The following is a 21,581-nucleotide window of genomic DNA, read 5'->3' as shown; positions in this document are numbered from 1 at the left end:
GATCATAATTCCAGATACATCCGCGGGATCCGCAGCTGCTGGGCGGAAATCTGGGTTTCGCGCAGAAACAGCACCAGTGCCCACATCAGCAGGGCCACCGCGATCAGGAAAGTCGCCGCGGCGATCCGCTGGAGATTGAGCGCGACCAGTTCCTCAAGAAACAGCACCGCCACCGTGGTGCCGATGAACAGGCCGCTGACCACCATCAGGCGGATCGCGCGGGTGATCAGACTGATCCGCCGGTCGATCATGCGGATTTCGGCGACAACCTCGTCATGGTCGGAACCTTCGGTGGACACGTGACGTTCTTGCAGGTGTCGCGACCGATCGACCACCCTTCCCAGCCGGCTCGACAGCAGGTTGAGGATGTTGCCGATGGCCACCAGCACGAAAACCGGGGCGAGCGCGAGCTGGATGGTCTGGGCGATCATGACCCCTGTCTAAACGTGCAGTGCGGGTGTGCAAAGCCGCCTGCAATCCTATGTTCAGGTCCGAACAGCCAAAGGCTCCATCATGAATCGCAAAGTCATCTTCCCTGCTCTCGCCCTGGCCGCGCTTGCCCTGTCGGGCTGCGCCACGGTCTTTTCCAAGCATCCGGTCGGCAACAGTGCCGTGCCGCAGCCGGCCAAGCCGGTCGAGCTCAGCCGCTATCTCGGCAAGTGGTACGAACTGGCCCGCTATGAGCAGGGCTTCCAGAAGGACTGCGAAGGGGTAACCGCCGACTATGCCCTGCGCCAGGACGGGATGATCTCGGTCCTCAATCGCTGCCGCAAGCCCGATGGCAAGATCAGCGATGCCACGGGCCGCGCCAAGATCGTCGACCCCGTCACCAATGCGAAGCTGAAGGTCAGCTTCTTTGGGCCGTTCTTCGGCGATTACTGGGTGCTTGACCGGGCCGAGGACTATTCCTGGGCGATCGTCGGCGAGCCTTCAGGCCGCTACCTGTGGATCCTCAGCCGCGATGCCAACCCCGGCCAGGCCAGGCTGGATAAGATGATCGGACGGGCCAAGGAGCTGGGCTATGACACGTCCATGCTGCGGATCACCAAGCAGCCATAGCAATTGTGCGAATGGCCTGAGCTATCGCGGCTTGATCTCGTCCTAGCGGATCGAACGCTCGAACCAGACGAATGTGAGGAGTCCGACCGAAAGTCCCGCCAAAGCAGCGGACAGTTTGGCAACGCCCAAGAGATTCAAGCCTACTCCCAGCAAGATCGAATACTGGACAGCTATCATTGCCTGTGTCCAGGATTGCGCGGATTTCCAGACAGGCGTTCTCGAATAGGCTTTTAGCGCACGCTGATGCGTTCTGAATCGCGAAAGCACCACAGCGAAAACCAACAGACAAAGCGCAACCAAGCATAGCATACCGGCTGCGCCCTGCTGCAATGGATCTCCGCTCGTCCCCTTCGCCGCTTCCACGACCAGTCCGCCTGAAACTGCGAAAATCGCCGTGCTCCAGGCCGGAACTTGCCAAACCAGCGTGTCGAAGTGCCGGTACTCCTCTGGATAGCTCGCAGCCCTCCACGGCCTGATCGCGGCAGCACGAATTGCAACTTCGTTTTCCAGTGCCGTGGTCACCACATCGAATGCGCCTGACTCGCGATCGGTCAGTCGGTCATCTCCACCAACGGCGCCATGCTTAACCGTGTGAATGACCGCCTGTGGTGGCAGGAATACATTGTGGATGACCCCCGGATTGGTGGTCAGGACTTCTCCGGCTTCGACGATCCGCAATTCCAGCTGATTGCCGCGAAGTTCCGCGAAAGCCATCCAACCGGATTCGACGATATAGGTTTCCCGCACCTCGCGATGATAATGGCTGCTCTGCCAGCCAGAGGTCGCGTTTGCCTCAGTTCGAATATAGGCCGAGCCGCTCGCATGCCGCAATCGAAAGCGCCGTTCCCCGTTATCCATGACCTCATGAAATGCGGCCACACCATAGGTTTGCTTGGCTTCTTTCTCGGTTAGGCGCTTCGCCATTACACCCCCTATGCAAAGCTTGACGGACAATCGCTATCGGCGCGGGCTGAAGCCTCAGAAAAAGAACTTCTGCTGCCAGTAGAAGGTCGAGGTTACCGGTTCGCCCGCGGCATTGGTCGCGGGCTTGAACCGCAGCTTTTCCTGCGCGAGGACGCAGGCGACCGCGTCGGTATCGGGAAACCCGCTCGACTTGTAGACCCGGCAGCCGGTCGCGCGGCCGTTGGGGCTGATGGTCAGCGCCAGGATCACCGCCTTGCCGATCCGTGCCTCGCGTCCGCCCGGAGGCACCGGGAAATCGCGCGCGTTGTTGATCTGGCCGCCGATGTGCTGCGCCTTGGTGGCAAGGCCGCCGCCCTGGCCCGAACCAGTGCCGCCGGCACCCGGCCCGCTCCCGGTTCCGCCTGCACCGGTGCCGCCACCCTGGCTGGTCGCGCCGGAGGTGACCGCGCTGCCGGTCGAGCTGGCCTTGGGCGCGGGGTTCCTGGCGATCGCGACCTTGGGCTCGGGCGCCTTGGTCGGCGCGGGGACCGCCTTCTTGCCGGCCGTACCCTGATCGCCCGCCGCCTTGGGCTTTTCCGGAGGGGGTGGAGGCGGGGGCGGGGCGGTGATGGTGACGGTGAAGGTCGACAGGACCTTGTCCGCCACCTTTGCGGTGAAGTCCGGCGCGAAGGCGCGGATCAGTCCCAGGATCACCACCACGTGCAGCAAGGCGACGAGCAGGATCACGCCCAGCTTGGTGCGGGGCGGCGGTTCAGGGTTGAAGTCGTCCTCGTCCAGCACGTCCATTGCCCTTGTATGGCAAAGGCTTGGGACAAGGGCAATCGCCCGGCTTCCCTCTTGCCAAGGTTGCGACTAGGGAAAAGTGCATGGCCGGGGGTCGCAGCCTTGAACCGATGCAGTTTTCGCGCCGCAGCCTGCTGGGTGCGGCGGCGCTGGCCGGGCTGGGGCTGAGCGGGCTGACCGGCTGCACGGGCGAAGGCCAGCAATTGTCGCTGGCGATCTGGCGCGATTACCTTGGCGAGACCACGCTCGACGATTTCCGCAAGGCCACCGGCATCGAGGTTGCGGTTTCGACCTTTGCCGACAATGCCGAGCTTTACTCCCGGCTTAAATCGGGCGCAGCGAGCTATGATCTGGTCGTCCCGTCCAGTCAGTGGGTCGAACGGATGGTGCGCGAAGGCATGCTGGCGCAGATCAGCCATGGCCGCGTGCCCAATCTCGCCAACCTGGAGGGACCCTTCGCCGATCTGCCCTATGACCCCGGCAATGCCCATTCGGTGCCCTATACCTGGCTGGCGCTGGGGATCGGCTACCGCAAATCCAGGGTGACGCGGCCGCCGCTGGGGTGGAAGGAGCTGCTGACCGGGCCGGCCCATGCCGGGCGGATCGCGCTGCCGGCCGATCCCGCGCTGCTGTTCCGGATTGCCGCCAAGGCGCTGGGCTTTTCCGCCAACCTGTTCAATCCCGACCGGCTCAAGGCAGCCGAAGCGCTGCTGGCCGCAGCCATGCCCAAGGTAAAAACCCTGCACCGCGATGGCGGACAGGACCTGCTGCTCAAGGGTGAGGCCGATCTGGTAGTCGCCTGGAACGGTGATCTGGTACAGGTCGCGCTGGAAGATCCCGACATCGCCTTCGAAGTGCCGCAGGAAGGCGCGCTGCTTTCCTGCGATTGCCTGTGCATCCCGGCCGATGCGCGCCGCCCGGGCAATGCCCACCAGCTGATCGATTTCCTGCTGAGGGCAGAGGCCGGCGCGGGGGTGGCGGGGCATATCTGGTTCCCCAGCCCCAACGAGGCGGCCCGCGCGCTGCTGCCGGCCGAATATCGCGCCAACCCGGTGCTCTATCCGCCCAACCGGCCCAAGGGGACCAGCGAATTCATCGGTGACAATCCGGGGATCGACGCCCAGTTCAGCGCCGCAATGCAGCGGATCGCGCCGGGGCGATAGTCCCCGTTTAACCCTTGTAGAGCTCCGGATAGGTAGCCTTGAGCTTGCGCAGCTTCGGCACGTCCCAGCGCAGGATGTAGGGGTGCCGCGGGTTCTTCTTCATGAAGTCCTGGTGATAGGTTTCCGCCGGATAGAACGCCCCGCCCTCGATCCGGGTGACGATCCGCCCGCGAAAGCTGGGCTTGGCGTTGAGGCTGGCAATGAAGCCCTGGGCAAAGGCGCGCTGGGCTGCATTCTGCGGGAAGATCGCGCTGCGATAGCTGGTCCCTTCATCGGGCTCCTGCCGATTCAACTGGGTCGGATCGTGCGCCACCACGAAATAGATCGAGAGGATCTGGCTGAGATTGACCCGATCCGGATCGTAGGTGACGCGGATAGCCTCGGCATGGCCGGTGGTCTCGCTCGAAACCTGATCATAGGTTGCGGTCGCTGCTGTGCCGCCGGCGTAGCCCGAGACCACGTCGGTCACGCCCTTCACGTGCTCGAAGGTGCCCTCCATCCCCCAGAAGCAGCCCCCGGCGAGGACGATGGTTTCGCTGCGGGCCTGGGCCAGGCCGGGTATGGCAAGGGTCAGGGTGGCAGTCAGGATCAGGATCGGTCGGGCGGTCATCGGCGGTGCTCCTTCGATGGCTGGTTCGCTCAGGTGCCGCAGTAGGTTACATGGGCGGGTGAGCCTTCGGGCGCACCATGGGCATAGTGCTCCATCCCGTCACGCTGGACGAAGGGGTGGGTAACCAGTTCCAGCAGCGCATTGAAGGGTTCCATATCGCCGGTATCTGCGGCCTTGAGCGCGGCGTCGGTCAGATGGTTGCGCGGAATGTAGACCGGATTGACCGCATCCATCGCCGCTTGACGCTCTGCAATGGCCAGCGGTTCGCGCGCCAGCCGCGCCTGCCACAATTCCCACCACTCACGCAGCGCCTCGGGATCGCTGCATTCCGCGCCGACTGCGCCGTAGCCTTCGCTGAGCGAGGCCGACAGCGCGCGGAACAGCCGGGTAAAGTCCGCCCCCTGCCCTTCCAGCGCGGCAAACAGAGTCTGCCCCAGCGCAAGATCGCCCTCTTCAGCGGTGGCCAGCCCCAGCTTGGGGCGCAGTCCGGCGATCCAGTGGCGTTCATAGCGCTCGCCCCATTGCTCCAGCATCAGCCGCGCGGCTTCGTTGTCGGCTTCGTCGACCGCGACGATCGCCTCGATCAGCGCCGAGGCCAGCCGGTAAAGGTTCCAGCGGCAGACCACCGGCTGATTGCCAAAGGCATAGCGGCCGTTGTGATCGATCGAGCTGAACACCTGCGTGGCGGAATAAGCATCAAGGAAGGCACATGGTCCGTAGTCGATCGTCTCGCCGCTGATCGTGACATTGTCAGTGTTCATCACCCCGTGGATGAAGCCGAGGTTCATCCACTTCGCGACCAGCTGCGCCTGCACCTCGCAAACCGCGTCGAGCAGGGCCAGCGGACGGTTGCGCTCACTCAGGCGCTCGGGGAAATGGCGCTGCAAGGCATAGTCGGCCAGCTGCTCCACCGCCTCGCGGCCCTTGTGCGCGGCGGCCCATTCGAAGGTGCCGACCCGCAGGTGGCTGGCGGCGACACGGGTCAGCACCGCCCCCGGCTGCGGGGTTTCGCGCCAGATCCCCTCGCCGGTCAGCACCACAGCGAGGCTGCGGGTGGTCGGTACACCGAGCGCGGCCATCGCCTCGGACATCAGGTATTCGCGCAGCGCCGCGCTCAGCGTGCTCTTGCCATCGGCCTGGCGCGAGAACGGGGTCGGGCCCGAGCCCTTGAACTGCAGGTCGAACCGCGCGCCATCGGGCCGCAGCACCTCGCCCAGCAACAACGCCCGGCCATCGCCGAGTTGCGGATTGAAGTGCCCGAACTGGTGCCCGGCATAGGCCAGTGCGAGCGGCTGCGAGCCCGGCACGGCTTCCGCCCCGGAGAACCACCGCGCGTACTGCTCAGGCTCTGCCTCCGGCAGGCCCAGCGCCGCCGCCAGCGGGGCATTCCACAGCGCCAGCTTCGGCGCCGGCGGCTCGGCGGCCTGCCAGGGGACGTAGAAACCCTCCAGCGCGCGCGCCAGGCTATGGTCGAAGTTCAGCATCAGCTGGCAATCTTCTCCAGCGACAAGGCGTTGATGCAGTACCGCAGCCCGGTCGGCTCCGGCCCGTCGGGGAAGACATGGCCGAGGTGCGCGTCGCAGACGTTGCAGGTCACCTCGACCCGGACCATCCCGTGGCTGTTATCGGCATGATAGCCGACCACGCCGTCCGCCACCGGCGCGCCAAAGCTGGGCCAGCCGGTGCCGCTTTCGAACTTGGACGAACTGTCGAACAGCTCGGTCCCGCAGCAGGCGCAGGCGTAGAGCCCGGGCTGGAACAGGCTGCACATCTGGCTGGAAAAGGGCCGCTCGGTCCCGGCCTGCCGGGCCACCGCGAACTGATCGGGGGTCAGCTGCGCACGCCATTCCTCGTCCGACTTCTCGACCCGGCGCGGCGCCGGGTTGGGGGCGCCTTGCGCCAGGGCAATTACTTCGCGCCAGTCCATGGCAGATCTCCTCTGGTATTTCGCAGGCAGGTTCGCGCGAACGGACCCGGTCGTTACAGCTCAGACTACGCCCCTGGCAGCCAGCTCGGCCAGTTCCTTTTCGGTCAGGCCGAGCCGCTCGCCATAGACTTCGGCATTGTGTTCGCCCGGCACCAGCGGCGCGCGGCGGCGGATGGACGAGGGCGTTTCCGACAATTTGGGCATCGGCGCCTGCATCTTCAAGGAACCGTGGACGGGATGGTCGACAGAGGCGATCGCCTGCCGCGCGGCAAAGTGCGGATCGGACAGCATCTCCTTGCCGGTATAGACCCGCCCGGCCGGGACCGAATGTTCAATCATCAGCGCTTCGAGCTGGTCGATCGTCATGGTCCGGGTCCAGCCATTGATCAGATCGTCCAGCTCGTGCTGCCGCTCGCCCCGCGCCACGTGAGTGGCATAGCGCGGATCGGTGGCCAGTTCGGGCCGGCCCATCGCCGCGCAGAGCCGGGCGAAGATCGTATCGCCATTGCCGCCGATCATGTATTCGCCGTCGCTGCAGGTATAGACGTTGCTCGGCGCGATGCCCGGCAGGATCGAACCGGAGCGTTGCCGCACCAGCCCCATCAGGTCATATTCCGGCACCACGCTTTCCATCACCTGCAGGACCGCCTCGTAGAGCGCGGAATCGACCACCTGGCCCATGCCGCTGGCTTCCCGGGCATGCAGCGCGGCGAGCGCGCCCATGCAGCCATAGCTCGCCGCGAGGGTATCGCCGATCGAGACGCCCATCCGGCTCGGCGGCCGATCGGGATCGCCGACAATAGCCCGCCAGCCGCCCATCGCCTCGCCGATCCCGCCATAGCCGGCGCGGCTGGCATAAGGCCCGGACTGGCCATAGCCGCTCATCCGCACCACGATCAGCCGGGGATTGATCGCGTGCAGGTCAGCCGGACCCAGCCCCCATTTCTCGACCGTGCCAGGCTTGAAATTCTCGATCATGATATCGGCATCGGCCAGCAGCCGCCGCGCCAGATCCTGCCCTTCGGCCACGCGCAGGTTGGCTGTGACCGAGCGCTTGTTGCGGCCGATCACTTCCCACCAGACCTTGTGTTCGCCATTGCCCCAGGCCCGCATCGGATCGCCTGCGCCGGGCGGCTCGATCTTGATCACATCGGCGCCCATGTCGCCCAGCAGCTGGCCGCAGAACGGCCCGGCGATCAGCTGGCCCAGCTCGATCACCTTCACCCCTGCCAGCGCCCCGCTCATTCCGCGCCGACCTTTGCCAGCATCGACGGCATCTCCTTGCCCATCACCCCGCCGAGCCAGCGCGCGGTTTCGACAAGTCCGGCCAGGTCGAGCCCGGTTTGAACGCCCGAACGGTCCAGCATGTACACCACATCCTCACTCGCCACATTGCCCGCCGCGCCGGGGGCAAAGGGGCAGCCGCCCAGCCCGCCGATCGATCCATCGACCACGCTTGCCCCGGCTTCCACCGCCGCCCAGACATTGGCGATCCCGGTCCCCCGGGTGTTGTGGAAATGAACCCGCACGGGTAGCGGCGCCACCGCCTCGCGCACCGCCATGACCAGCGCGGCCACTTCGGTCGGTACCGCCACCCCGATCGTGTCGGCCAGCGCGATCTCGATCGGCCCGACCTCAGCCAGCCGCCGCGCCATCGCCACCACGTGCGCCAGATCGACCGCGCCAGTGAACGGACAGCCAAAGGCGACGGCGATGGTCACCTGCGCACTGATCCGCGCCTCCCGGGCCATGCCTATGATCCGCGCTGCGACCTCAACCGATCGCCCCGAATCCTGCCCCTGGTTGCGCCCGCCGAACTCGTCCGAGGCGACCGCCACCGCACCGAGCTGATCAAGCCCGGCGGCCAGCGCCCGCTCCGCGCCGCGCTCATTGAGCACCAGCCCGATCCGGGTCACGCCCTCGGGCCGGCCGAGCGCCGCGACTACCGCTTCGGCATCGGCCATCTGCGGCACCTTCGTGGGGTTGACGAAACTCGCCACCTCAATCCGCCGCGCGCCCGCCGCAATCGCCCGGCGGATCAGCTCGACCTTGTCGGCGGTCGAAACCAGCACAGCCTCGTTCTGCAGCCCGTCGCGCGGACCGACCTCGACGAATTCGATGGCGGAAGGCAGGCTCATCCCTGCGTCATTACCCAGTCGCGCACCAGTTCGGCAGCCTGCTGGGCCAGGCTTGGCTGGCCGAAGTAATAGTGGTTGGCCCCTTCGATCAGGTGACGATCGATCGGGCAATCCTTTGCCGCCGCCATCAGCCGCGCGGCATGGCTCGGGGTGCAGGCATCATCCGCGCCGTTCTCGATCACCAGCATCGGCACCTTGATCCTTGCCGCGCATTTCAGACCATCGGCATTGCTGTCATCATAGGACCACTGCGACAGCCACGAGCGCAGCGTGGTGAAGCGGGCCAGCCCGACCGGCCCGTCGTTGACCACCGCCGGATCGCCCAGCATGCACCAGTTCGGCTTGCGCTGGTTGGGATCGACCAGCGGATCGACCCAGCGCGGATCGCCCATCGTGCCCTGAACGGTGAAGCAGCGCTCGTGATTGTCCAGCCCGCGCGCTTTCAGATCGGCCAGCTGGTCCTTGACCCAGGCGGTGATCCGCCGGTTGCGGGCAATCTGGCGGGCGCGGTATTCCGCCACAAACTCGGCCGAGAACGGCGGCTTTGGCCCATCCGGCGCGAACAGGTTCCATTCCGGATTGCGATCGAACGGGCGGCTTTCGTCCTCGATCGAGGCGTCCATCCACTCGGTCAGCGTCAGGTTGCGCGAAAGGTGTGCGGCCAGCAGCAGCACGCCGTCCGCCGGCACGAACTTCGCCGCGACCAGATCATAGGGATCGCCCGCCGGGGTGTGGGTGACCCGCGGGTCCTGTGCCTCGGCCTGATAGAACAGGCTCTGCGCGCCCCCGCCCGACCAGCCGCCGAGATAGACCTTGGCATAGCCCAGCCGTTCCTTCGCATCGCGGATCACCGCGGCGAAATCCATCGTCGCGCGCTCCATGATCAGCGCGGTATCGTTGCCGCGATAGCGGGTGTTGGCATAGATCGTGTGGACGCCCATCTTGGCCAGCATCGTCACCAGCGGCAGCCACGATCCCCCGCCGATCGGATGCGAGAAGATCACCACCCGATCCGAAGGCTCAGCGGGCTTCAGGTGCATCGCCTCAACCACCACCTGACCGATCGCGCCGCCATAGGTATCCTTGAAGGCGCTGACTTCCTCGAAAGCCACCAGATAGGGAATTCTCTCGAACCGTGCCGCCACCGTGCTGCTCCTCCCCCGCGCGATGCAGGAACTTGCGCATGGTTGCACCGATTTCAAGCCGCGGCAACGGCGGGCTTGGCCGGTTAGTCCGGCGGCATGCCCGAATTGGCAGGTCGCCCGGCTCCCCGCACGGTGGCAGGCCGCAATCATGCCGGATCGCAGTTCCCTTGCCGCCACAGGATCGGCGGTTGTCTTCGGGGCCAGCGGCGCGATCGGCCGGGCCTTGGTTGCGCGGTTGGTGGAGAGCGGAAGGTTCGGCGCTGTTCACGCCGGAACCAGAGGCCCCACTACCGATCTTCCCGTGGGCGCGATCCCCTTCCGGTTCGACCTTGGCGACGAGGCGTCGATCAAGGAAGCCGCACGAATGGTGGAGGCGCCTGAACTGGTCATGGTTGCGACCGGACTGCTCCACGACGAAGCCCGGCAGATCGCGCCGGAGAAGAGCTGGCGCGCGATCGACGGCAGCGCCATGGCAGAGGTCTTCGCCGCCAATGCAATCGGCCCGGCCTTGATCGCCAAACATTTCTTGCCGCTGCTGCCACGCGATCGCCGCGCCGTGTTCGCGGTGCTTTCAGCCCGGGTCGGATCGATCGGAGACAACCGCCTGGGCGGCTGGCACAGCTACCGGGCGAGCAAGGCCGCGCTCAATATGCTGGTCCGCAATTTCGCAATCGAACTGGCCCGGAGCCACCCTCAGGCACTCGCCGTTGCGCTGCACCCCGGGACGGTCGACAGCCGCCTCTCGGCCCCGTTTCAGCGCGGCGTCGCGCCGGAAAAGCTGTTCAGCCCCGATCAGGCCGCCGGCCACCTCCTCGATGTGCTGCCCGCCCTCGATCCGGCCGACAGCGGCGGATTGTTCGCCTGGGACGGCACCCGGTTGCCGGAATAGCCACAATGCCGAAAATGCGGCGCAAGGCCGACCTCCCAAGCAAGACCTGCGCAGCCTGCGGCCTGCCCTTCACCTGGCGCAAAAAGTGGGCGCGCGATTGGGATAGCGTGCGCTATTGCTCCGATCGCTGCCGCTCAGCCAAGCCTGTCCAGAAACCGCCCGGCATCGCGCCTTAGCTGGGCCTGCTTCTCGTCTGTGAAGCGGTCCCAGGTTCGCACCATCTGCACCATCCGCGGGTTGCGGACCAACCGGTCGCGGTGGCGGGCAATGAAATCCCAATAGAGCAGATTGAACGGGCAAGCCCGCGGCCCGGCCTTGGCCTTCACGTCATGGGCACAGCCAGAGCAATAGTTGCTCATTCGGTTGATATAGGCTCCGCTCGCCGCATAAGGCTTGCTCGCCAGCAGGCCGCCATCGGCGAACTGGCTCATCCCCAAGGTGTTGGGCAGTTCGACCCATTCATAGGCATCGGCATAGACCGCCAGATACCATTCGTGCAGTTCATGCGGATCGATCCCGGCCAGCAGGGCGAAATTGCCGGTCACCATCAGCCGCTGGATGTGGTGCGCATAGGCATGATCGCGGGTCTGTTCGACGCAGGCGCGGATGCAGGCCATCTCCGTCTTGCCGGTCCAGTAGAACGCGGGCAGCGGACAGCGGGCGTCGAGCGCATTCTCACGGTCATAGCCCGGCATCCGCCACCAATAGATCCCGCGCACGAATTCGCGCCAACCAATGATCTGGCGGATGAATCCCTCGGCGCTGTTGAGCGGTACCCTGCCGCCGCGCCACTCCGCCTCGACCTTGCGGCACAGATCCAGCGGATCGAGCAGCCCCAGGTTGAGCTGGGGCGCAATGAAGGCATGGAACAGGAACGGCTGTTCCAGCAGCATCGCATCCTGATAAGTGCCGAACTGCGCCAGGCCGTGGTGCAGGAAGTGAGCAAAGGCGGCCTCGGCATCGGCGCGGGTCACCGCCATGGCAAAGCCCTCCAGCACGCCGAAGTTGTCTGGAAAGCGCTCGGCGACAAGCTCCAGCACCTCGCGCGTGATCGCATCGGGGGCAAAGCGCGGCGGGCGCGGCATCGACAACTCTGCCGCCGCAGGTTTGCGGTTGTCGGAATCGAAGTTCCAGCGCCCTCCAGCCGGCTGGTCTCCCTCAATCAGCAGACCGGTCTTGCGCCGCATCAACCGATAGAAGTGCTCCATCCGCAGGCCCTTGCGTCCCTCGGCCCAGGCGGCAAAGCCAAGGCGGTCGGCCAGAAAGCGGCCGTCCGGCAGCAGCTCTGCAAAATCCCAGCTGCGCATCTCGGCCAGCAGGCGCCATTCGCCGGGTTCGGTCACCACGACCCGCGACAAGCCGTGCCGGGCCATGGCGCGCCGCACCTCTCCGCCCAGCGTACCGCTGTTCTCAGGATCGTCGAGCCGGACGTAGTCGACCCGCCAGCCGTCGGCGATCAGCTCATCGCGAAAATGCCGCATCGCTGCAAAGACCAGCGCGATCTTCCGCTTGTGATGCGGAACATACTGCGCCTCGGCCAAAACCTCGGCCATCAGCACCACGTCGCCAGACCGATCCCCGCCCGCCAGCGAGGCTACGGTCATGGAGAGCTGGTCGCCCAGGATAAGGATCAGCCGCCCGGTCACGAGGCTGCGCTAGATCATTGCCTGCGAACCGCACCCTGTCCATCAGGACGGGTATTCCCGCACCCGGCACTTTCCGAGGTGGATGATTGGCAGCGGCGATGCCCGGCAATCGCCGACCTAACCGTGGTGAGCCCTGCTGGGTTCGAACCAGCGACCTACTGATTAAAAGTCAGTTGCTCTACCGACTGAGCTAAGGGCCCGACCACGGGGAGGTCACCTAGGGATCGGGCGGGGCCGGGTCAAGCGCGCGTGCAGTTGGCGGAGCGAAAGTGCGGTGATCGGGTCGCGCCAGGCGGGGGCCAGGGCGAGGGCCGGGCGGAGCACGAAGTCGCGCTGGCGGAATTCGCGGTGGGGCACGGTCAGGTCAGGATCGGCCCAGATCCCGCCGCTCCACAACAGCACATCCAGATCGAGCACCCGGCTGGTCCAGCGCTGGCCGCCGCTGCGCCGGCCGAACGCAGCCTCGATCCGCTTGAGCTCGCGAAGCAGGTCGGGCGGGCTTAGCCTGGTCTCGATCAGCGCCGCGCTATTGGCATAGCGCCGCCGCGACGGGCCGAGCGGGGCCGAACGCAGGATCGGTGCTGCGGCAACGACTGGAACACCATTCGCCCCCAGCGCCGCCAGCGCGGCACGCAGCACGCGTTCCGGCGGGCCATGGCGCTGGTGGCGCCGGTTAGAACCCAGCGCGATCAGATAGCGCTGGACCATGGCTCAGATATCCTGGGCGATGCGGGTGTAGAGCTGCGGGCGGCGATCGCGAAAAAAGCCCATGCCGGCGCGGTGCTTTGCTGCGCGGGCCAGATCGAGCGTTGCGCTGAGCACGCCGCTTTCCTCCGCGCCGAACTCGGCGAGAAAATCGCCCCATTCGTCGGTGATGAAGGAATGGCCGTAAAAGCGCTGGCCGTCTTCGCTGCCGATCCGGTTGGCGGCGATCACCGGCATGCAGTTCGACACCGCATGGCCCAGCATGGCGCGGCGCCACATCCGGCTGGTATCGAGATCGGCGTCATAGGGCTCGCTGCCGATCGCGGTCGGATAGAGCAACACCTCGGCCCCCATCAGCGCCATCACCCGCGCGCATTCGGGGTACCACTGATCCCAGCAGATCCCCACGCCGATCCTGTGCCCGAACAGGTCCCAGACCTTGAACCCGTCGTTGCCGGGGCGGAAATAGTACTTTTCCTCATAGCCTGGGCCATCGGGAATGTGGCTCTTGCGGTAAGTGCCCAGAATGGCGCCGTCGGGGCCGATCATCGCCATGGTGTTGTAATAGTGCTGGCCGTCGCGCTCGAAGAAACTGGTCGGGATCGCGACCTTGTGCTTGGCGGCCAGTGCCTGCATCGCCCGGACCGAGGGATGCTCGGTGGTCGGCCGGGCCAGCGCGAACAGCGCTTCGTCTTCCTGCTTGCAGAAATAGGGGCCGGAAAACAGCTCGGGCGGGAGGATCAGCTGCGCGCCCGCGGCTGCCGCTTCCTCGACCAGCATCGAGACTGCGACGATGTTCTCGACCTCATCGGTGGAACCGAGAGGAAGCTGCAGGGCGGCGACATTCAGCGTGCTCATGCCGTCGCCCCTAGCATTCCCTGCGCTTGCGGAAAAGCAGCGCGGTCAATCGACCCCGCTTGCGGAAAAGCAACGCTGGCGATCACATCCGCTTGCGGAACAACAGCGTCATCCGGTCGCTCTCGCCAATGGCTCGGAGCCGGGGCTTGTCGGCTTCGGTCGCATTGCTCATTACCGGCGGCAAGGTCCAGACCCCGTTCGGCCAGTTGGCCGGGTCCTTGGGGTTGGCATTGGCCTTGCTGCTGCCAACGTACTGGAAGCCGTGCAGTTCCATAAAGGCGATCACGTCTTTTTCGCGCAGATAACCTTTCGATCCGTCGGTATAGCTGTAGGGCGCATTGGGCTTGGCCCGGTGCTGCTCGATACCGATCATGCCATCGGGCTTGAGCAGGTCGCGCATCGCCTTGATCTCGCGATCGGCGATGTTCCAGGTGAACAGATTGTGCATCATCCGCATGATCAAGATCCGGTCGAAAGTGCCCTTTTCACCCGTCGGAACGGCATCAAGGGTATAGGCCGCAAACCGGTCCGCCGGAAGCCCCGACCAGGCGGCGATGTCTGCCGGATAGCTGGCTGCGCCATCCCTGATGCCCTTTTGCGACTTTTCATTGAACGGGCCGGAGGTGGGATCGAAATAGAGCCCGACCAGCTTGCCCTTGGGGCCGAGGTAGAGCCCGAGCAGGCGCGAGTACCACTCTCCGCCCGGGGCATATTCGCCCACCTTCATGTCCGGCGAAACCTGGAAGAAAGTCAGCGTTTCGGCGGGGCGGCGGTACTGGTCGCGGGCGCGATCCTTGTCGCGCAGCGGGCTGGCGACGGCAGCGGCAAGATCGGCGTTGACCTTGGCCGAGGCCGACCTGGACGGCGCGGCGACCACCACGGCGGTCGGCACAGCCAGGCCCAGGGCCAGGATCGGCAGGATGAAGCGGCGCATGGTTTTCTCCCGGAAAGATTATCGTGTCAGCAACCTAGTGTGTGGCGGGGCGATGACAAGCGGGGGTGCTGTAACTATCTAGGGCTTCGACACGAAAGGACAGGTCATGGCACAGGCAATTTTCGCAGGCGGCTGCTTCTGGTGCACCGAAGCGGTGTTCCGCTCGATCGCGGGGGTCAGCGCGGTTGAGAGCGGTTACATCGGCGGGGCAACAGCCAACCCGACCTACAAGCAGGTCTGCGGCGGCGACACCGGCCATGCCGAAGCGATCCGGATCGAGTTCGATTCAGACGTACTATCCTACGCCGATCTGCTCGACATCCACATGGCCACGCACGATCCCAGCCAGCTCAACCGGCAGGGCAATGACGTCGGCACGCAATACCGCAGCGCGCTGTTCCCGCTGGACGATGACCAGCGCGCCGAAGCCGCAGCCGGAATCGCACGCTGGAACGATGCCCATCCCGGGCAGCAGGCGGTGACCACTATCGAAGGCCCCGCAACCTGGTATCCGGCCGAGGACTATCATCAGGAATATTGGCAGGGCGAAGGCCAGCGGAATCCCTATTGCCTGGCGGTGATCCCGCCCAAGCTGGCCAAGCTGCAAAAGGGCTTTGCGGAAAAGCTGAAGGGTTAGGCGCGGAACCGGGCGACGAAGAAGCCGTCGAGCCCGCCTGCATCAGCCAGCATGCCGGGATCGGTGCGTAGCCAGCCCTCGCTGCTCGGACTGAGTCCGGCGGGCAGCTCATCGGCGCGGATGGGGTCGGGCTTCAGCGACACCTGCTGGGCCTGCGCCCCGCCCTCGGCCTGCTCGAGCGAGCAGACCGCATAGACCAGCTGTCCGCCGGGCTTGATCCAGCTTGCCGCGCGGGCCAGCAGCGCCGCCTGCAATTCGGCCATCTCGGCAATTTGGCGCGGGCCGATCCGATGAAGCACGTCGGGGTGGCGGCGGGCGGTGCCGGTGGCGGTGCACGGCGCATCGAGCAGCACCGCGTCGAACGGCTCGGCCGGCTGCCATTGCAGGGCATCGGCGATCACCACTTCGGCGGAAAGGTTCAGGCGTGCAAGGTTCTGGTCGATCCGCTCGGCGCGCTTGGCGCTGCGTTCCACCGCGGTGACCTGCCATCCGGCTGCCGCCAGTTGCAGCGTCTTGCCGCCCGGCGCGGCGCAGAGATCAAGCACGCGGCGCCCCGCGCCAGCACCCAGCAGCCGCGCGGGCAGGCTGGCGGCCAGATCCTGGACCCACCACGCCCCGGCATCGAAGCCTACAAGGTTTTCCACCGCCGTGCCGCGCGCCAGCCGGACATGGCCCGGTGCCAGCGAAGTTCCGTCGAGCCGCTCGGCCCAGAGCGCGGTTTCGGCCGGATCGCGCAGCGACAGGTCAAGCGGCGGCGGCACGGCCAGGCCGGAGGCGATTGCCGGCGCGCGTCCGGCCCAGCGCTCCGCCACTTGCGGCGGCAAGGTCGGCACGGCGGGCAGCTTCGCATCCTGGCGGACCAGCGCCGAGAATACCCCGTGCGCCAGTCGCCGGGGACCGCCGCTCAGCAGTTCCAGCCCGGTCGCGATCACCGCGTGGGGCGGAGTATCGAGCCGCAGCCACCCCGCCAGCATCAGCCGCAGCACCGAACGCGCTTTGGCATCCGGTGCAAGCGGCAAGCGGGTCGCGCTGTCGATCAGCGCGTCGAGATCGATCAGCCAGCGCAGCGCCTCGCCAGCGAGTGCGCGTGCGAGCGCCTTGTCGGGTCCGCTGCGGATCCCTTGCAGGGCGCCGTTTGCCGCCATGTCGAGCGTCTCGCCCCGGTTAAGCACCGCATCGAGCATTTTGAGCGCACCCTTGCGCGCGGGGAAACCGGGAATGTCCATCGCGCTGCCCCTAGAGCCAATTGCAATCGAGGGCCAGCGCGCGCATGGAATGCCGATGACCAAGCGCGCCACTCAGCGTCCCAAGGACTTCAAGAAACCGGCCCACTGGAGCAATGACCCGGCCCCCGCCCCGGCCGCGCCGGTCGAAGGCGAAGACCCCGACGGCCTCAGCCCGACCCGCTACGGCGACTGGGTGCGAAAAGGCATCGCGGTGGATTTCTAATCACACTGGCCGGAACGTAACCCTCAGCCCATCCTTCGGCTTGGGAATCGGCCAGGGCTGCCAGCCCGGTTCGTAGCCCGGTTCGATCTCGATCTGATAGCGGCTCAGCAGGTGGGTCATCAGCACCTTGACCTGCATATAGGCGAAGTGCAGCCCCAGGCACATGTGCGCGCCGCCGCCGAACGGTACCCAGGCGTATTTGTGGCGCTTGGCGACCTGTTCGGGCGTGAAGCGCAGCGGATCGAAGCGGCGCGGCTCGGGCCAGTGCTCTTCGTCCATATGGGCCGCGGCGGGGCTGATCCCGACCGGGGAGCCGGCCGGAATGCGCACACCCTTGTAAGTGAATTCGCGCAGCGCCCGGCGCGGCATCGAGGGAACCGGCGGGATCAGCCGCAGCGCCTCCTTGAAGGCCATTTCGGTCAGCTCCAGCTTGCCGAGATCGTCATAGGCCAGCGGCCGCCCTGCCCCGCCGGTCACCGCCAGGATCTCGGCGCGGAGCTTGCCCTGCCATTCGGGATTTTTCGCCAGCAACCAGACCAGCGAGCTGGCCGAACTGGTGATCGTGTCGTGTGCGGCCATCATCAGGAAGATCATGTGATCGACCACCTGGTCGACCGGCATCAGGCTGCCGTCCTCGTGCGTGGCGGTGGCGAACTGGCTGAACATGTCCTGCCCGCCGCCGCTTTCGCGGCGCTTCAGCGTTTCGCGGGTGAAGTATTCGAGCAGGAACTTGCGGCCTGCCACGCCACGGCCCATCGCGGTGAAGGGCAGCGGCTTGCGCACCACGCCGATCGAGGCCTGGACCATGTCGACAAAGGCCTTGTTGATCGCATCGGCCTCCGGCCCCAGCGGCACGCCGAGAAAGCTGTCTGCCGCCAGATCGAGCGTGAGCTGCTTGATCGCCGGATAGAACAGGAGCTCCTGCCCGCGCCATGACTCCGCGCGGTCGGAAATGCCGCGGTTCAGGGCCTCGGCATAGTGCCGCATCGGCCCCGGCTTGAACGCGATCGACAGCGCCCGGCGATCGGCGCGGTGGTGATCGAAATCGAGCAGCATCAGCCCGCGCGGGAACAGCAGATCAAGCACCGGGCCCCAGCCTTGTTCGGACGAGAAGATCTTCTCGCGGTCGAACAGCACCAATTCGTTGGCATCGGCGCCGAACAGCGACACCCCGCGCCGCCCGAAGGCATTGTTGCGGAAGACATCTCCGTATTTCGCCCGCATCCGGTCGCCAAAGCCGGATGGATCGGCCAGCAGCTGCAGCGTATTGCCCAGCACCGGCCAGCCATCCTCGCCCGGAATGTGATCGAGCGCGTGCGCCGGTTGCCGCTGTGACCAGTGGGTGAATTTCGGGGCTTCGGGTGCAAGCGTTGCCATGGAGTCCTCGGGAAGGGGTTACTGACAGCGATGTAACTTAGTCGTGCGGTTAAAGCCACCCCGCCAGTTCGCACCGGACCAATGCCTCCAGCATCCCGATCCCGGCCTCGCTGGTGTTGAGGCAATCGAGCGCTGCGAACTCAGTTCCGCCAGCTGCTTCGAACTGTTCACGCCCTCGGATCGCCAGCTCTTCGCGGGTTTCGAGGCAATCGGCGGAGAACCCGGGCGCGGCGATGGCGAGACGGCGGGTGCCCTTCGCGCCCTCCTGCGCCAGCACCGCATCGGTCGCCGGTTCAAGCCACTTGGCCCGGCCAAAGCGCGACTGGAAGGTCGTTTCGATCCGTAGCGCCGGAAACTCCCCGGCCAGTGCCTCGCTCAGCAGCCGCGCGGTCTTGCGGCACTGGCAGTGATAGGGATCGCCCAGGTGCAGAGTCCGTTCGGGCATGCCGTGGAACGACAGCAGCAGCACTTCGGGCTCGAAGGGGAGCGCGCGGAGCTGGCGCGCGGTATCTTCCCGCAGCGCTTCGATATGGGCGGGATCGTCGTAATAGGGCGGCAGGGTGCGGATCGCCGGCTGCCAGCGCATCGCGGCGAGCTGCGCGCCCAGCGCGTCGATCGCGGTCGCGGTGGTTGCGCCGGAATACTGCGGATAGAGCGGCGCAAACAGGATTCGCTCGCACCCGGCCCGCTTCAGCGCCTGAAGTTCCACCCCCAGCGCGGGATTGCCATAGCGCATACCCCAGCGGACCATCACCGCGTCCCCCAGCCGCGCCTGCAAGGCTTCGGCCTGGCCTTTGGTGATCGCGGCGAGCGGCGAACCGTCCGGCCCCCAGACCTGGCTGTAGGCATGGGCGCTCTTGCGCGGGCGGGTGTTGAGGATGATACCGTTGAGGATCGGCCACCAGACCAGCCGGGGAATCTCGACCACGCGGCGGTCGGACAGGAATTCCTTGAGGTAGCGTCGAACCGCGCTTGCCGTCGGCGCGTCGGGCGTGCCGAGATTGACCAGCAGCACGCCCAGCTTCGGCGCGGCGAACGGGGGGTGACCGGCGGGCAGGGTCACTGGCCGGCCCCGGTCAGCGGCAGGTTCCGCAAGCGCTCGCTGCCGGCCGAGGCCAGGGCATTGGCGATTGCCGGCGGAGCGATCACTGCGCCCAGTTCACCCGGATCGAACGGATCGGCGTCACTATCGATGAAATCCACTTCAATCTCCGGGCAGTCACTCAGCAGGGGAAGCCCGAGCATCCCCAACCGGCCGACTGTCGGCAACCCGTCCTTGAAGGCAGTTGCGCTGCCATTGGCGAGCCCCATGCCGAAGATCAGACCGCCTTCGATCTGTTGGCGGGCAATGTCGACATTGATGATTCGGCCGATGTCGGCCACCGCGGTCAGCTTGTCGACCCGGATCCCGTGCTCGTCGAGCCGGGCGCTGGCGATCACTGCGATCCGGCCCTCGCGCCCGCCGCTGGTCATGCGGTAGCAGGCCAGCCCCTGCCCCGATCCGCCCCCGCCGCCGCTCCATTCGGCCAGGGTCGCGGCGCGCTGCAGGCAGTTGGCCAGCTTGATCTCGTGCCCCAGCATCGCGATCCGGTAGGACAGCGGCTCGCGCCCGGCGCGGCGGGCCAGCTCGTCAATGAAAGTCTCGATCAGGAAAGCCCCGATCCCGTGCGAATTGCCGCGCAGCGGCCCGGTCGGCAGCGGAATGGCGGCAGGCACGTGCTCGACCACCAGGTGCGAAATCCGGTAGACCGGGACCATACCCTCTGTGGCCAGCGGATCGGCCTTGTCCTGCATTTCCAGGGCCTCGCGGCGGCTTTCGCGCCCGAACAGCCGCGCGCCGAATTCGCGCATCGTCGCCGGCATCGCGATCCGCAGTTTGAGCGCGGTGAGCGAACCATCCTGCGCGGTCCGCGCCGCCAGCACTGCCCGCGCCGGCGTGCGCGGCAATCCCGCCAGATGTTCCTGCCAGCGCGACCAGACCAGCTGCACCGGCTTGCCCACCTCGCGCGCGATCAGCGCCGCTTCGACCGCGTGCTGCGCATCGAGCCGGGCATCGAAGCTGCCGCCAGCCGGCATCGGATAGATCACCACCGTATCGAGCGCGACGTTCAGCGCGTCGGCAACCGACTGCCGCGCCGCCTGCGGGGCCTGGCTCGCCAGCCACAGTTCGGCCCGGCCAATCTCGACCCGGGCCGTCACAGTAGCGGTTTCGAGGCTGCCGTGGAGCGCCGGAGCAATCGCATAACGGGCAACATGTTCGAACTTTTCCGATAGCCAGGCGTCAGGATCGCCTTCTTCGGCAATCCGCGTCGCCTCGCCCCGGCGCAACGCGGCTTCGAGCAGTTCGCCGATCTTGCCGCTATCGGCCAGGTTTGCGGGGCGGAATTTCGGCAGGGCGACCTTCAGCGCGCGTTCCGCCGCCCACCAGTCGGTCGCGACCGCCGCGAGCCAGTGCTTGTTCTCAACCAGCCGCAGCAGGCCGGGCACGCCCTTGGCGCGGTCCGCATCGAAGCTGCCGAGCGTGCAATCGCCGACCGGGGCATGGCGGATCGCGGCATAGACCATGTCGGGCAGGCGTACGTCGCCGGCGAAAGTGTAGGTCCCGTCGACCTTGCTAGGCAGGTCGAGCCGCGGCGCGCGCAGTGGGGCGCCGGCGGGAAACTCGGCCGGGCGTTCCTGCGGCGGCTGGGACCGGGCCACCGCCGGGCTGGGCGGCGAATATGTGGAGGCTTCAGCCACAAGCTCGGCGAAGGGCAGTTTCTGCTGGTCGTGGACGATGAAGCCGTTCTGCGCGTCGCATTCTTCCCAGGCGACATCCCAGCGATCGGCCGCGGCCATCGCTAGCACCGCCCGCGCGCTCGCCGCAGCAATCCGCGCCGCTTCTTCATGCGCGGCCAGTGCGGTACCGGCGGCGGTGACCACAAAGGCCTCGCCCTCGGCAAAGCGCCGCGCCAGCAGGCTGTCGGGCGCATCGGCCAGACCCGCAGCAAGCGGGATCCACAGCGGCGCCCACTGCGCGGCGAGCGGGGCATTGCCATAGGCGCCGCTTATGGGAGCCGGTTCAACCGCGATCTGGCGCCAGTCTGCCCCAAGCTCGTATGCAACGATCTGCGGGATCAGCGTGGTGATGCCCTGGCCCATCTCAAGATCGGGCACGGCCACGCTGACCACCCCGTCCTTGCCGATCTTGAGCCAGGCATCGAAGGCATATTCGCCCTCACCCGCCAGCAGCGGCGGCGTGAACCGGCGCGGGCTGAGCGCCCAGGCGGCAATCAGCCCGCCGGTCACCCCCGCCCCGATCAGAACCCCCCGCCGCGTGAACCGCATCACCTTCCCC

23 protein-coding genes and 1 tRNA gene are annotated in these 21,581 nt (G+C 66.5%); 6 read left to right on the top strand and 18 right to left on the bottom strand.

The window, feature by feature from the left end:
- Positions 1-2: 2 nt before the first annotated feature.
- Positions 3-431 (bottom strand): DUF2721 domain-containing protein, encoded by a 429-nt coding sequence (locus B2V17_RS09720; RefSeq protein ID WP_292997156.1) that lies wholly within the window; start codon positions 429-431, stop codon positions 3-5.
- A gap of 82 nt (positions 432-513) precedes the next feature.
- Between B2V17_RS09720 and B2V17_RS09715 the strand changes: the two genes are divergently transcribed.
- Complete coding sequence (locus B2V17_RS09715) at positions 514-1,059, top strand: lipocalin family protein (protein WP_292997155.1); 546 nt, start codon at positions 514-516, stop codon at positions 1,057-1,059.
- A gap of 42 nt (positions 1,060-1,101) precedes the next feature.
- On the opposite strand, the gene B2V17_RS09710 is transcribed toward B2V17_RS09715, so the two are convergent.
- The gene (locus B2V17_RS09710; RefSeq protein WP_292997154.1) at positions 1,102-1,983 is read right to left on the bottom strand and encodes a cupin domain-containing protein; all 882 of its coding nucleotides are present in this window, start codon (positions 1,981-1,983) and stop codon (positions 1,102-1,104) included.
- A 54-nt stretch (positions 1,984-2,037) separates the two neighbouring features.
- The gene (locus B2V17_RS09705) at positions 2,038-2,769 is read right to left on the bottom strand and encodes a TonB family protein (RefSeq protein ID WP_292997153.1); all 732 of its coding nucleotides are present in this window, start codon (positions 2,767-2,769) and stop codon (positions 2,038-2,040) included.
- Positions 2,770-2,849: 80 nt separating this feature from the next.
- Here B2V17_RS09705 and B2V17_RS09700 point away from each other — a divergent pair, with 80 nt between their 5' ends.
- A complete protein-coding gene (locus tag B2V17_RS09700) occupies positions 2,850-3,929 on the top strand; it encodes a polyamine ABC transporter substrate-binding protein (protein ID WP_292997152.1) in 1,080 nt (359 codons plus the stop codon).
- Between the two features lie 7 nt (positions 3,930-3,936).
- Here B2V17_RS09700 and msrA (B2V17_RS09695) read toward each other — a convergent pair whose 3' ends face one another.
- From msrA (B2V17_RS09695) to B2V17_RS09670, 6 genes are read right to left on the bottom strand one after another with little or no spacing between them, the layout of a single operon-like run.
- Complete coding sequence (msrA, locus tag B2V17_RS09695; RefSeq protein WP_292997151.1) at positions 3,937-4,539, bottom strand: peptide-methionine (S)-S-oxide reductase MsrA; 603 nt, start codon at positions 4,537-4,539, stop codon at positions 3,937-3,939.
- Between the two features lie 29 nt (positions 4,540-4,568).
- Positions 4,569-6,023, bottom strand: a complete 1,455-nt coding sequence (locus B2V17_RS09690; protein WP_292997150.1) for a protein adenylyltransferase SelO — start codon at positions 6,021-6,023, stop codon at positions 4,569-4,571.
- Positions 6,023-6,466, bottom strand: a complete 444-nt coding sequence (gene msrB, locus B2V17_RS09685; RefSeq protein WP_292997149.1) for a peptide-methionine (R)-S-oxide reductase MsrB — start codon at positions 6,464-6,466, stop codon at positions 6,023-6,025. The genes B2V17_RS09690 and msrB overlap by 1 nt, the downstream gene beginning before the upstream one ends.
- A 60-nt stretch (positions 6,467-6,526) precedes the next feature.
- Positions 6,527-7,711: a CaiB/BaiF CoA transferase family protein gene (locus B2V17_RS09680; RefSeq protein WP_292997148.1), complete on the bottom strand. Its 1,185-nt coding sequence runs from the start codon at positions 7,709-7,711 to the stop codon at positions 6,527-6,529.
- Positions 7,708-8,604 carry a hydroxymethylglutaryl-CoA lyase gene (locus B2V17_RS09675; RefSeq protein ID WP_292997147.1) on the bottom strand — a complete coding sequence of 299 codons (897 nt, stop codon included), beginning with the start codon at positions 8,602-8,604 and terminating at the stop codon, positions 7,708-7,710. The genes B2V17_RS09680 and B2V17_RS09675 overlap by 4 nt, the downstream gene beginning before the upstream one ends.
- Positions 8,601-9,749, bottom strand: coding sequence for an alpha/beta hydrolase (locus B2V17_RS09670; protein ID WP_292997146.1), 1,149 nt, complete (start codon positions 9,747-9,749; stop codon positions 8,601-8,603). The genes B2V17_RS09675 and B2V17_RS09670 overlap by 4 nt, the downstream gene beginning before the upstream one ends.
- 148 nt (positions 9,750-9,897) lie before the next feature.
- Between B2V17_RS09670 and B2V17_RS09665 the strand changes: the two genes are divergently transcribed.
- Positions 9,898-10,638 carry an SDR family NAD(P)-dependent oxidoreductase gene (locus B2V17_RS09665; protein WP_292997145.1) on the top strand — a complete coding sequence of 247 codons (741 nt, stop codon included), beginning with the start codon at positions 9,898-9,900 and terminating at the stop codon, positions 10,636-10,638.
- Positions 10,639-10,643: 5 nt separating this feature from the next.
- A complete protein-coding gene (locus tag B2V17_RS09660) occupies positions 10,644-10,814 on the top strand; it encodes a DUF2256 domain-containing protein (protein ID WP_292997144.1) in 171 nt (56 codons plus the stop codon).
- Here the strand turns inward: B2V17_RS09660 and B2V17_RS09655 are convergent.
- The 5 genes from B2V17_RS09655 to B2V17_RS09635 all read right to left on the bottom strand — a co-directional run bounded on the left by B2V17_RS09655 (position 10,773) and on the right by B2V17_RS09635 (position 14,781).
- Positions 10,773-12,284 carry a cryptochrome/photolyase family protein gene (locus B2V17_RS09655; protein WP_292997143.1) on the bottom strand — a complete coding sequence of 504 codons (1,512 nt, stop codon included), beginning with the start codon at positions 12,282-12,284 and terminating at the stop codon, positions 10,773-10,775. The genes B2V17_RS09660 and B2V17_RS09655 overlap by 42 nt on opposite strands.
- A gap of 124 nt (positions 12,285-12,408) precedes the next feature.
- Positions 12,409-12,484 (bottom strand) — tRNA-Lys (locus B2V17_RS09650).
- A 13-nt stretch (positions 12,485-12,497) separates the two neighbouring features.
- The gene (folK, locus tag B2V17_RS09645) at positions 12,498-12,992 is read right to left on the bottom strand and encodes a 2-amino-4-hydroxy-6-hydroxymethyldihydropteridine diphosphokinase (RefSeq protein ID WP_292997142.1); all 495 of its coding nucleotides are present in this window, start codon (positions 12,990-12,992) and stop codon (positions 12,498-12,500) included.
- A 3-nt stretch (positions 12,993-12,995) separates the two neighbouring features.
- Entirely contained in the window at positions 12,996-13,847 is an 852-nt protein-coding gene (gene aguB / locus B2V17_RS09640) for an N-carbamoylputrescine amidase (protein ID WP_292997141.1), read from the bottom strand.
- An 82-nt stretch (positions 13,848-13,929) separates the two neighbouring features.
- Complete coding sequence (locus B2V17_RS09635; protein WP_292997140.1) at positions 13,930-14,781, bottom strand: class I SAM-dependent methyltransferase; 852 nt, start codon at positions 14,779-14,781, stop codon at positions 13,930-13,932.
- Positions 14,782-14,887: 106 nt separating this feature from the next.
- Between B2V17_RS09635 and msrA (B2V17_RS09630) the strand changes: the two genes are divergently transcribed.
- Positions 14,888-15,418 carry a peptide-methionine (S)-S-oxide reductase MsrA gene (gene msrA, locus B2V17_RS09630; protein WP_292997139.1) on the top strand — a complete coding sequence of 177 codons (531 nt, stop codon included), beginning with the start codon at positions 14,888-14,890 and terminating at the stop codon, positions 15,416-15,418.
- On the opposite strand, the gene B2V17_RS09625 is transcribed toward msrA (B2V17_RS09630), so the two are convergent.
- Positions 15,415-16,644 carry an RsmB/NOP family class I SAM-dependent RNA methyltransferase gene (locus B2V17_RS09625; protein WP_292997138.1) on the bottom strand — a complete coding sequence of 410 codons (1,230 nt, stop codon included), beginning with the start codon at positions 16,642-16,644 and terminating at the stop codon, positions 15,415-15,417. The genes msrA (B2V17_RS09630) and B2V17_RS09625 overlap by 4 nt on opposite strands.
- Before the next feature lie 55 nt (positions 16,645-16,699).
- Here B2V17_RS09625 and B2V17_RS09620 point away from each other — a divergent pair, with 55 nt between their 5' ends.
- Positions 16,700-16,867, top strand: coding sequence for a DUF1674 domain-containing protein (locus B2V17_RS09620; RefSeq protein WP_292997137.1), 168 nt, complete (start codon positions 16,700-16,702; stop codon positions 16,865-16,867).
- Here B2V17_RS09620 and B2V17_RS09615 read toward each other — a convergent pair whose 3' ends face one another.
- Genes B2V17_RS09615 through B2V17_RS09605 form a run of 3 tightly spaced genes read right to left on the bottom strand, consistent with a single transcriptional unit; the run spans position 16,868 to position 21,571 of the window.
- Positions 16,868-18,244, bottom strand: coding sequence for a cytochrome P450 (locus B2V17_RS09615; protein ID WP_292997136.1), 1,377 nt, complete (start codon positions 18,242-18,244; stop codon positions 16,868-16,870). It lies immediately after the preceding gene.
- Positions 18,245-18,293: 49 nt separating this feature from the next.
- Positions 18,294-19,307, bottom strand: a complete 1,014-nt coding sequence (gene hemH, locus B2V17_RS09610) for a ferrochelatase (protein ID WP_292997135.1) — start codon at positions 19,305-19,307, stop codon at positions 18,294-18,296.
- A complete protein-coding gene (locus tag B2V17_RS09605) occupies positions 19,304-21,571 on the bottom strand; it encodes a xanthine dehydrogenase family protein molybdopterin-binding subunit (RefSeq protein ID WP_292997134.1) in 2,268 nt (755 codons plus the stop codon). The genes hemH and B2V17_RS09605 overlap by 4 nt, the downstream gene beginning before the upstream one ends.
- Positions 21,572-21,581: the final 10 nt, after the last annotated feature.

The organism is Novosphingobium sp. UBA6272 (genome assembly GCF_002440635.1).
Taxonomy (GTDB): domain Bacteria; phylum Pseudomonadota; class Alphaproteobacteria; order Sphingomonadales; family Sphingomonadaceae; genus Novosphingobium.
This window is presented reverse-complemented; position numbering and strand designations above follow the sequence as displayed.

Excerpts from the sequence above, each read along its gene's own strand:
- B2V17_RS09660 (WP_292997144.1), top strand. The coding sequence starts at position 10,644 with ATGCCGAAAATGCGGCGCAAGGCCGACCTCCCAAGCAAGACCTGCGCA.
- B2V17_RS09680 (WP_292997148.1), bottom strand. The coding sequence starts at position 7,711 with ATGAGCGGGGCGCTGGCAGGGGTGAAGGTGATCGAGCTGGGCCAGCTG.
- msrA (WP_292997139.1), top strand. The coding sequence starts at position 14,888 with ATGGCACAGGCAATTTTCGCAGGCGGCTGCTTCTGGTGCACCGAAGCG.
- B2V17_RS09720 (WP_292997156.1), bottom strand. The coding sequence starts at position 431 with ATGATCGCCCAGACCATCCAGCTCGCGCTCGCCCCGGTTTTCGTGCTG.
- msrA (WP_292997151.1), bottom strand. The coding sequence starts at position 4,539 with ATGACCGCCCGACCGATCCTGATCCTGACTGCCACCCTGACCCTTGCC.
- folK (WP_292997142.1), bottom strand. The coding sequence starts at position 12,992 with ATGGTCCAGCGCTATCTGATCGCGCTGGGTTCTAACCGGCGCCACCAG.
- aguB (WP_292997141.1), bottom strand. The coding sequence starts at position 13,847 with ATGAGCACGCTGAATGTCGCCGCCCTGCAGCTTCCTCTCGGTTCCACC.
- B2V17_RS09700 (WP_292997152.1), top strand. The coding sequence starts at position 2,850 with ATGGCCGGGGGTCGCAGCCTTGAACCGATGCAGTTTTCGCGCCGCAGC.
- B2V17_RS09635 (WP_292997140.1), bottom strand. The coding sequence starts at position 14,781 with ATGCGCCGCTTCATCCTGCCGATCCTGGCCCTGGGCCTGGCTGTGCCG.
- msrB (WP_292997149.1), bottom strand. The coding sequence starts at position 6,466 with ATGGACTGGCGCGAAGTAATTGCCCTGGCGCAAGGCGCCCCCAACCCG.
- B2V17_RS09710 (WP_292997154.1), bottom strand. The coding sequence starts at position 1,983 with ATGGCGAAGCGCCTAACCGAGAAAGAAGCCAAGCAAACCTATGGTGTG.
- B2V17_RS09615 (WP_292997136.1), bottom strand. The coding sequence starts at position 18,244 with ATGGCAACGCTTGCACCCGAAGCCCCGAAATTCACCCACTGGTCACAG.
- B2V17_RS09705 (WP_292997153.1), bottom strand. The coding sequence starts at position 2,769 with ATGGACGTGCTGGACGAGGACGACTTCAACCCTGAACCGCCGCCCCGC.
- B2V17_RS09675 (WP_292997147.1), bottom strand. The coding sequence starts at position 8,604 with ATGAGCCTGCCTTCCGCCATCGAATTCGTCGAGGTCGGTCCGCGCGAC.
- B2V17_RS09605 (WP_292997134.1), bottom strand. The coding sequence starts at position 21,571 with ATGCGGTTCACGCGGCGGGGGGTTCTGATCGGGGCGGGGGTGACCGGC.
- B2V17_RS09625 (WP_292997138.1), bottom strand. The coding sequence starts at position 16,644 with ATGGACATTCCCGGTTTCCCCGCGCGCAAGGGTGCGCTCAAAATGCTC.
- B2V17_RS09715 (WP_292997155.1), top strand. The coding sequence starts at position 514 with ATGAATCGCAAAGTCATCTTCCCTGCTCTCGCCCTGGCCGCGCTTGCC.
- B2V17_RS09665 (WP_292997145.1), top strand. The coding sequence starts at position 9,898 with ATGCCGGATCGCAGTTCCCTTGCCGCCACAGGATCGGCGGTTGTCTTC.
- B2V17_RS09620 (WP_292997137.1), top strand. The coding sequence starts at position 16,700 with ATGACCAAGCGCGCCACTCAGCGTCCCAAGGACTTCAAGAAACCGGCC.
- B2V17_RS09690 (WP_292997150.1), bottom strand. The coding sequence starts at position 6,023 with ATGCTGAACTTCGACCATAGCCTGGCGCGCGCGCTGGAGGGTTTCTAC.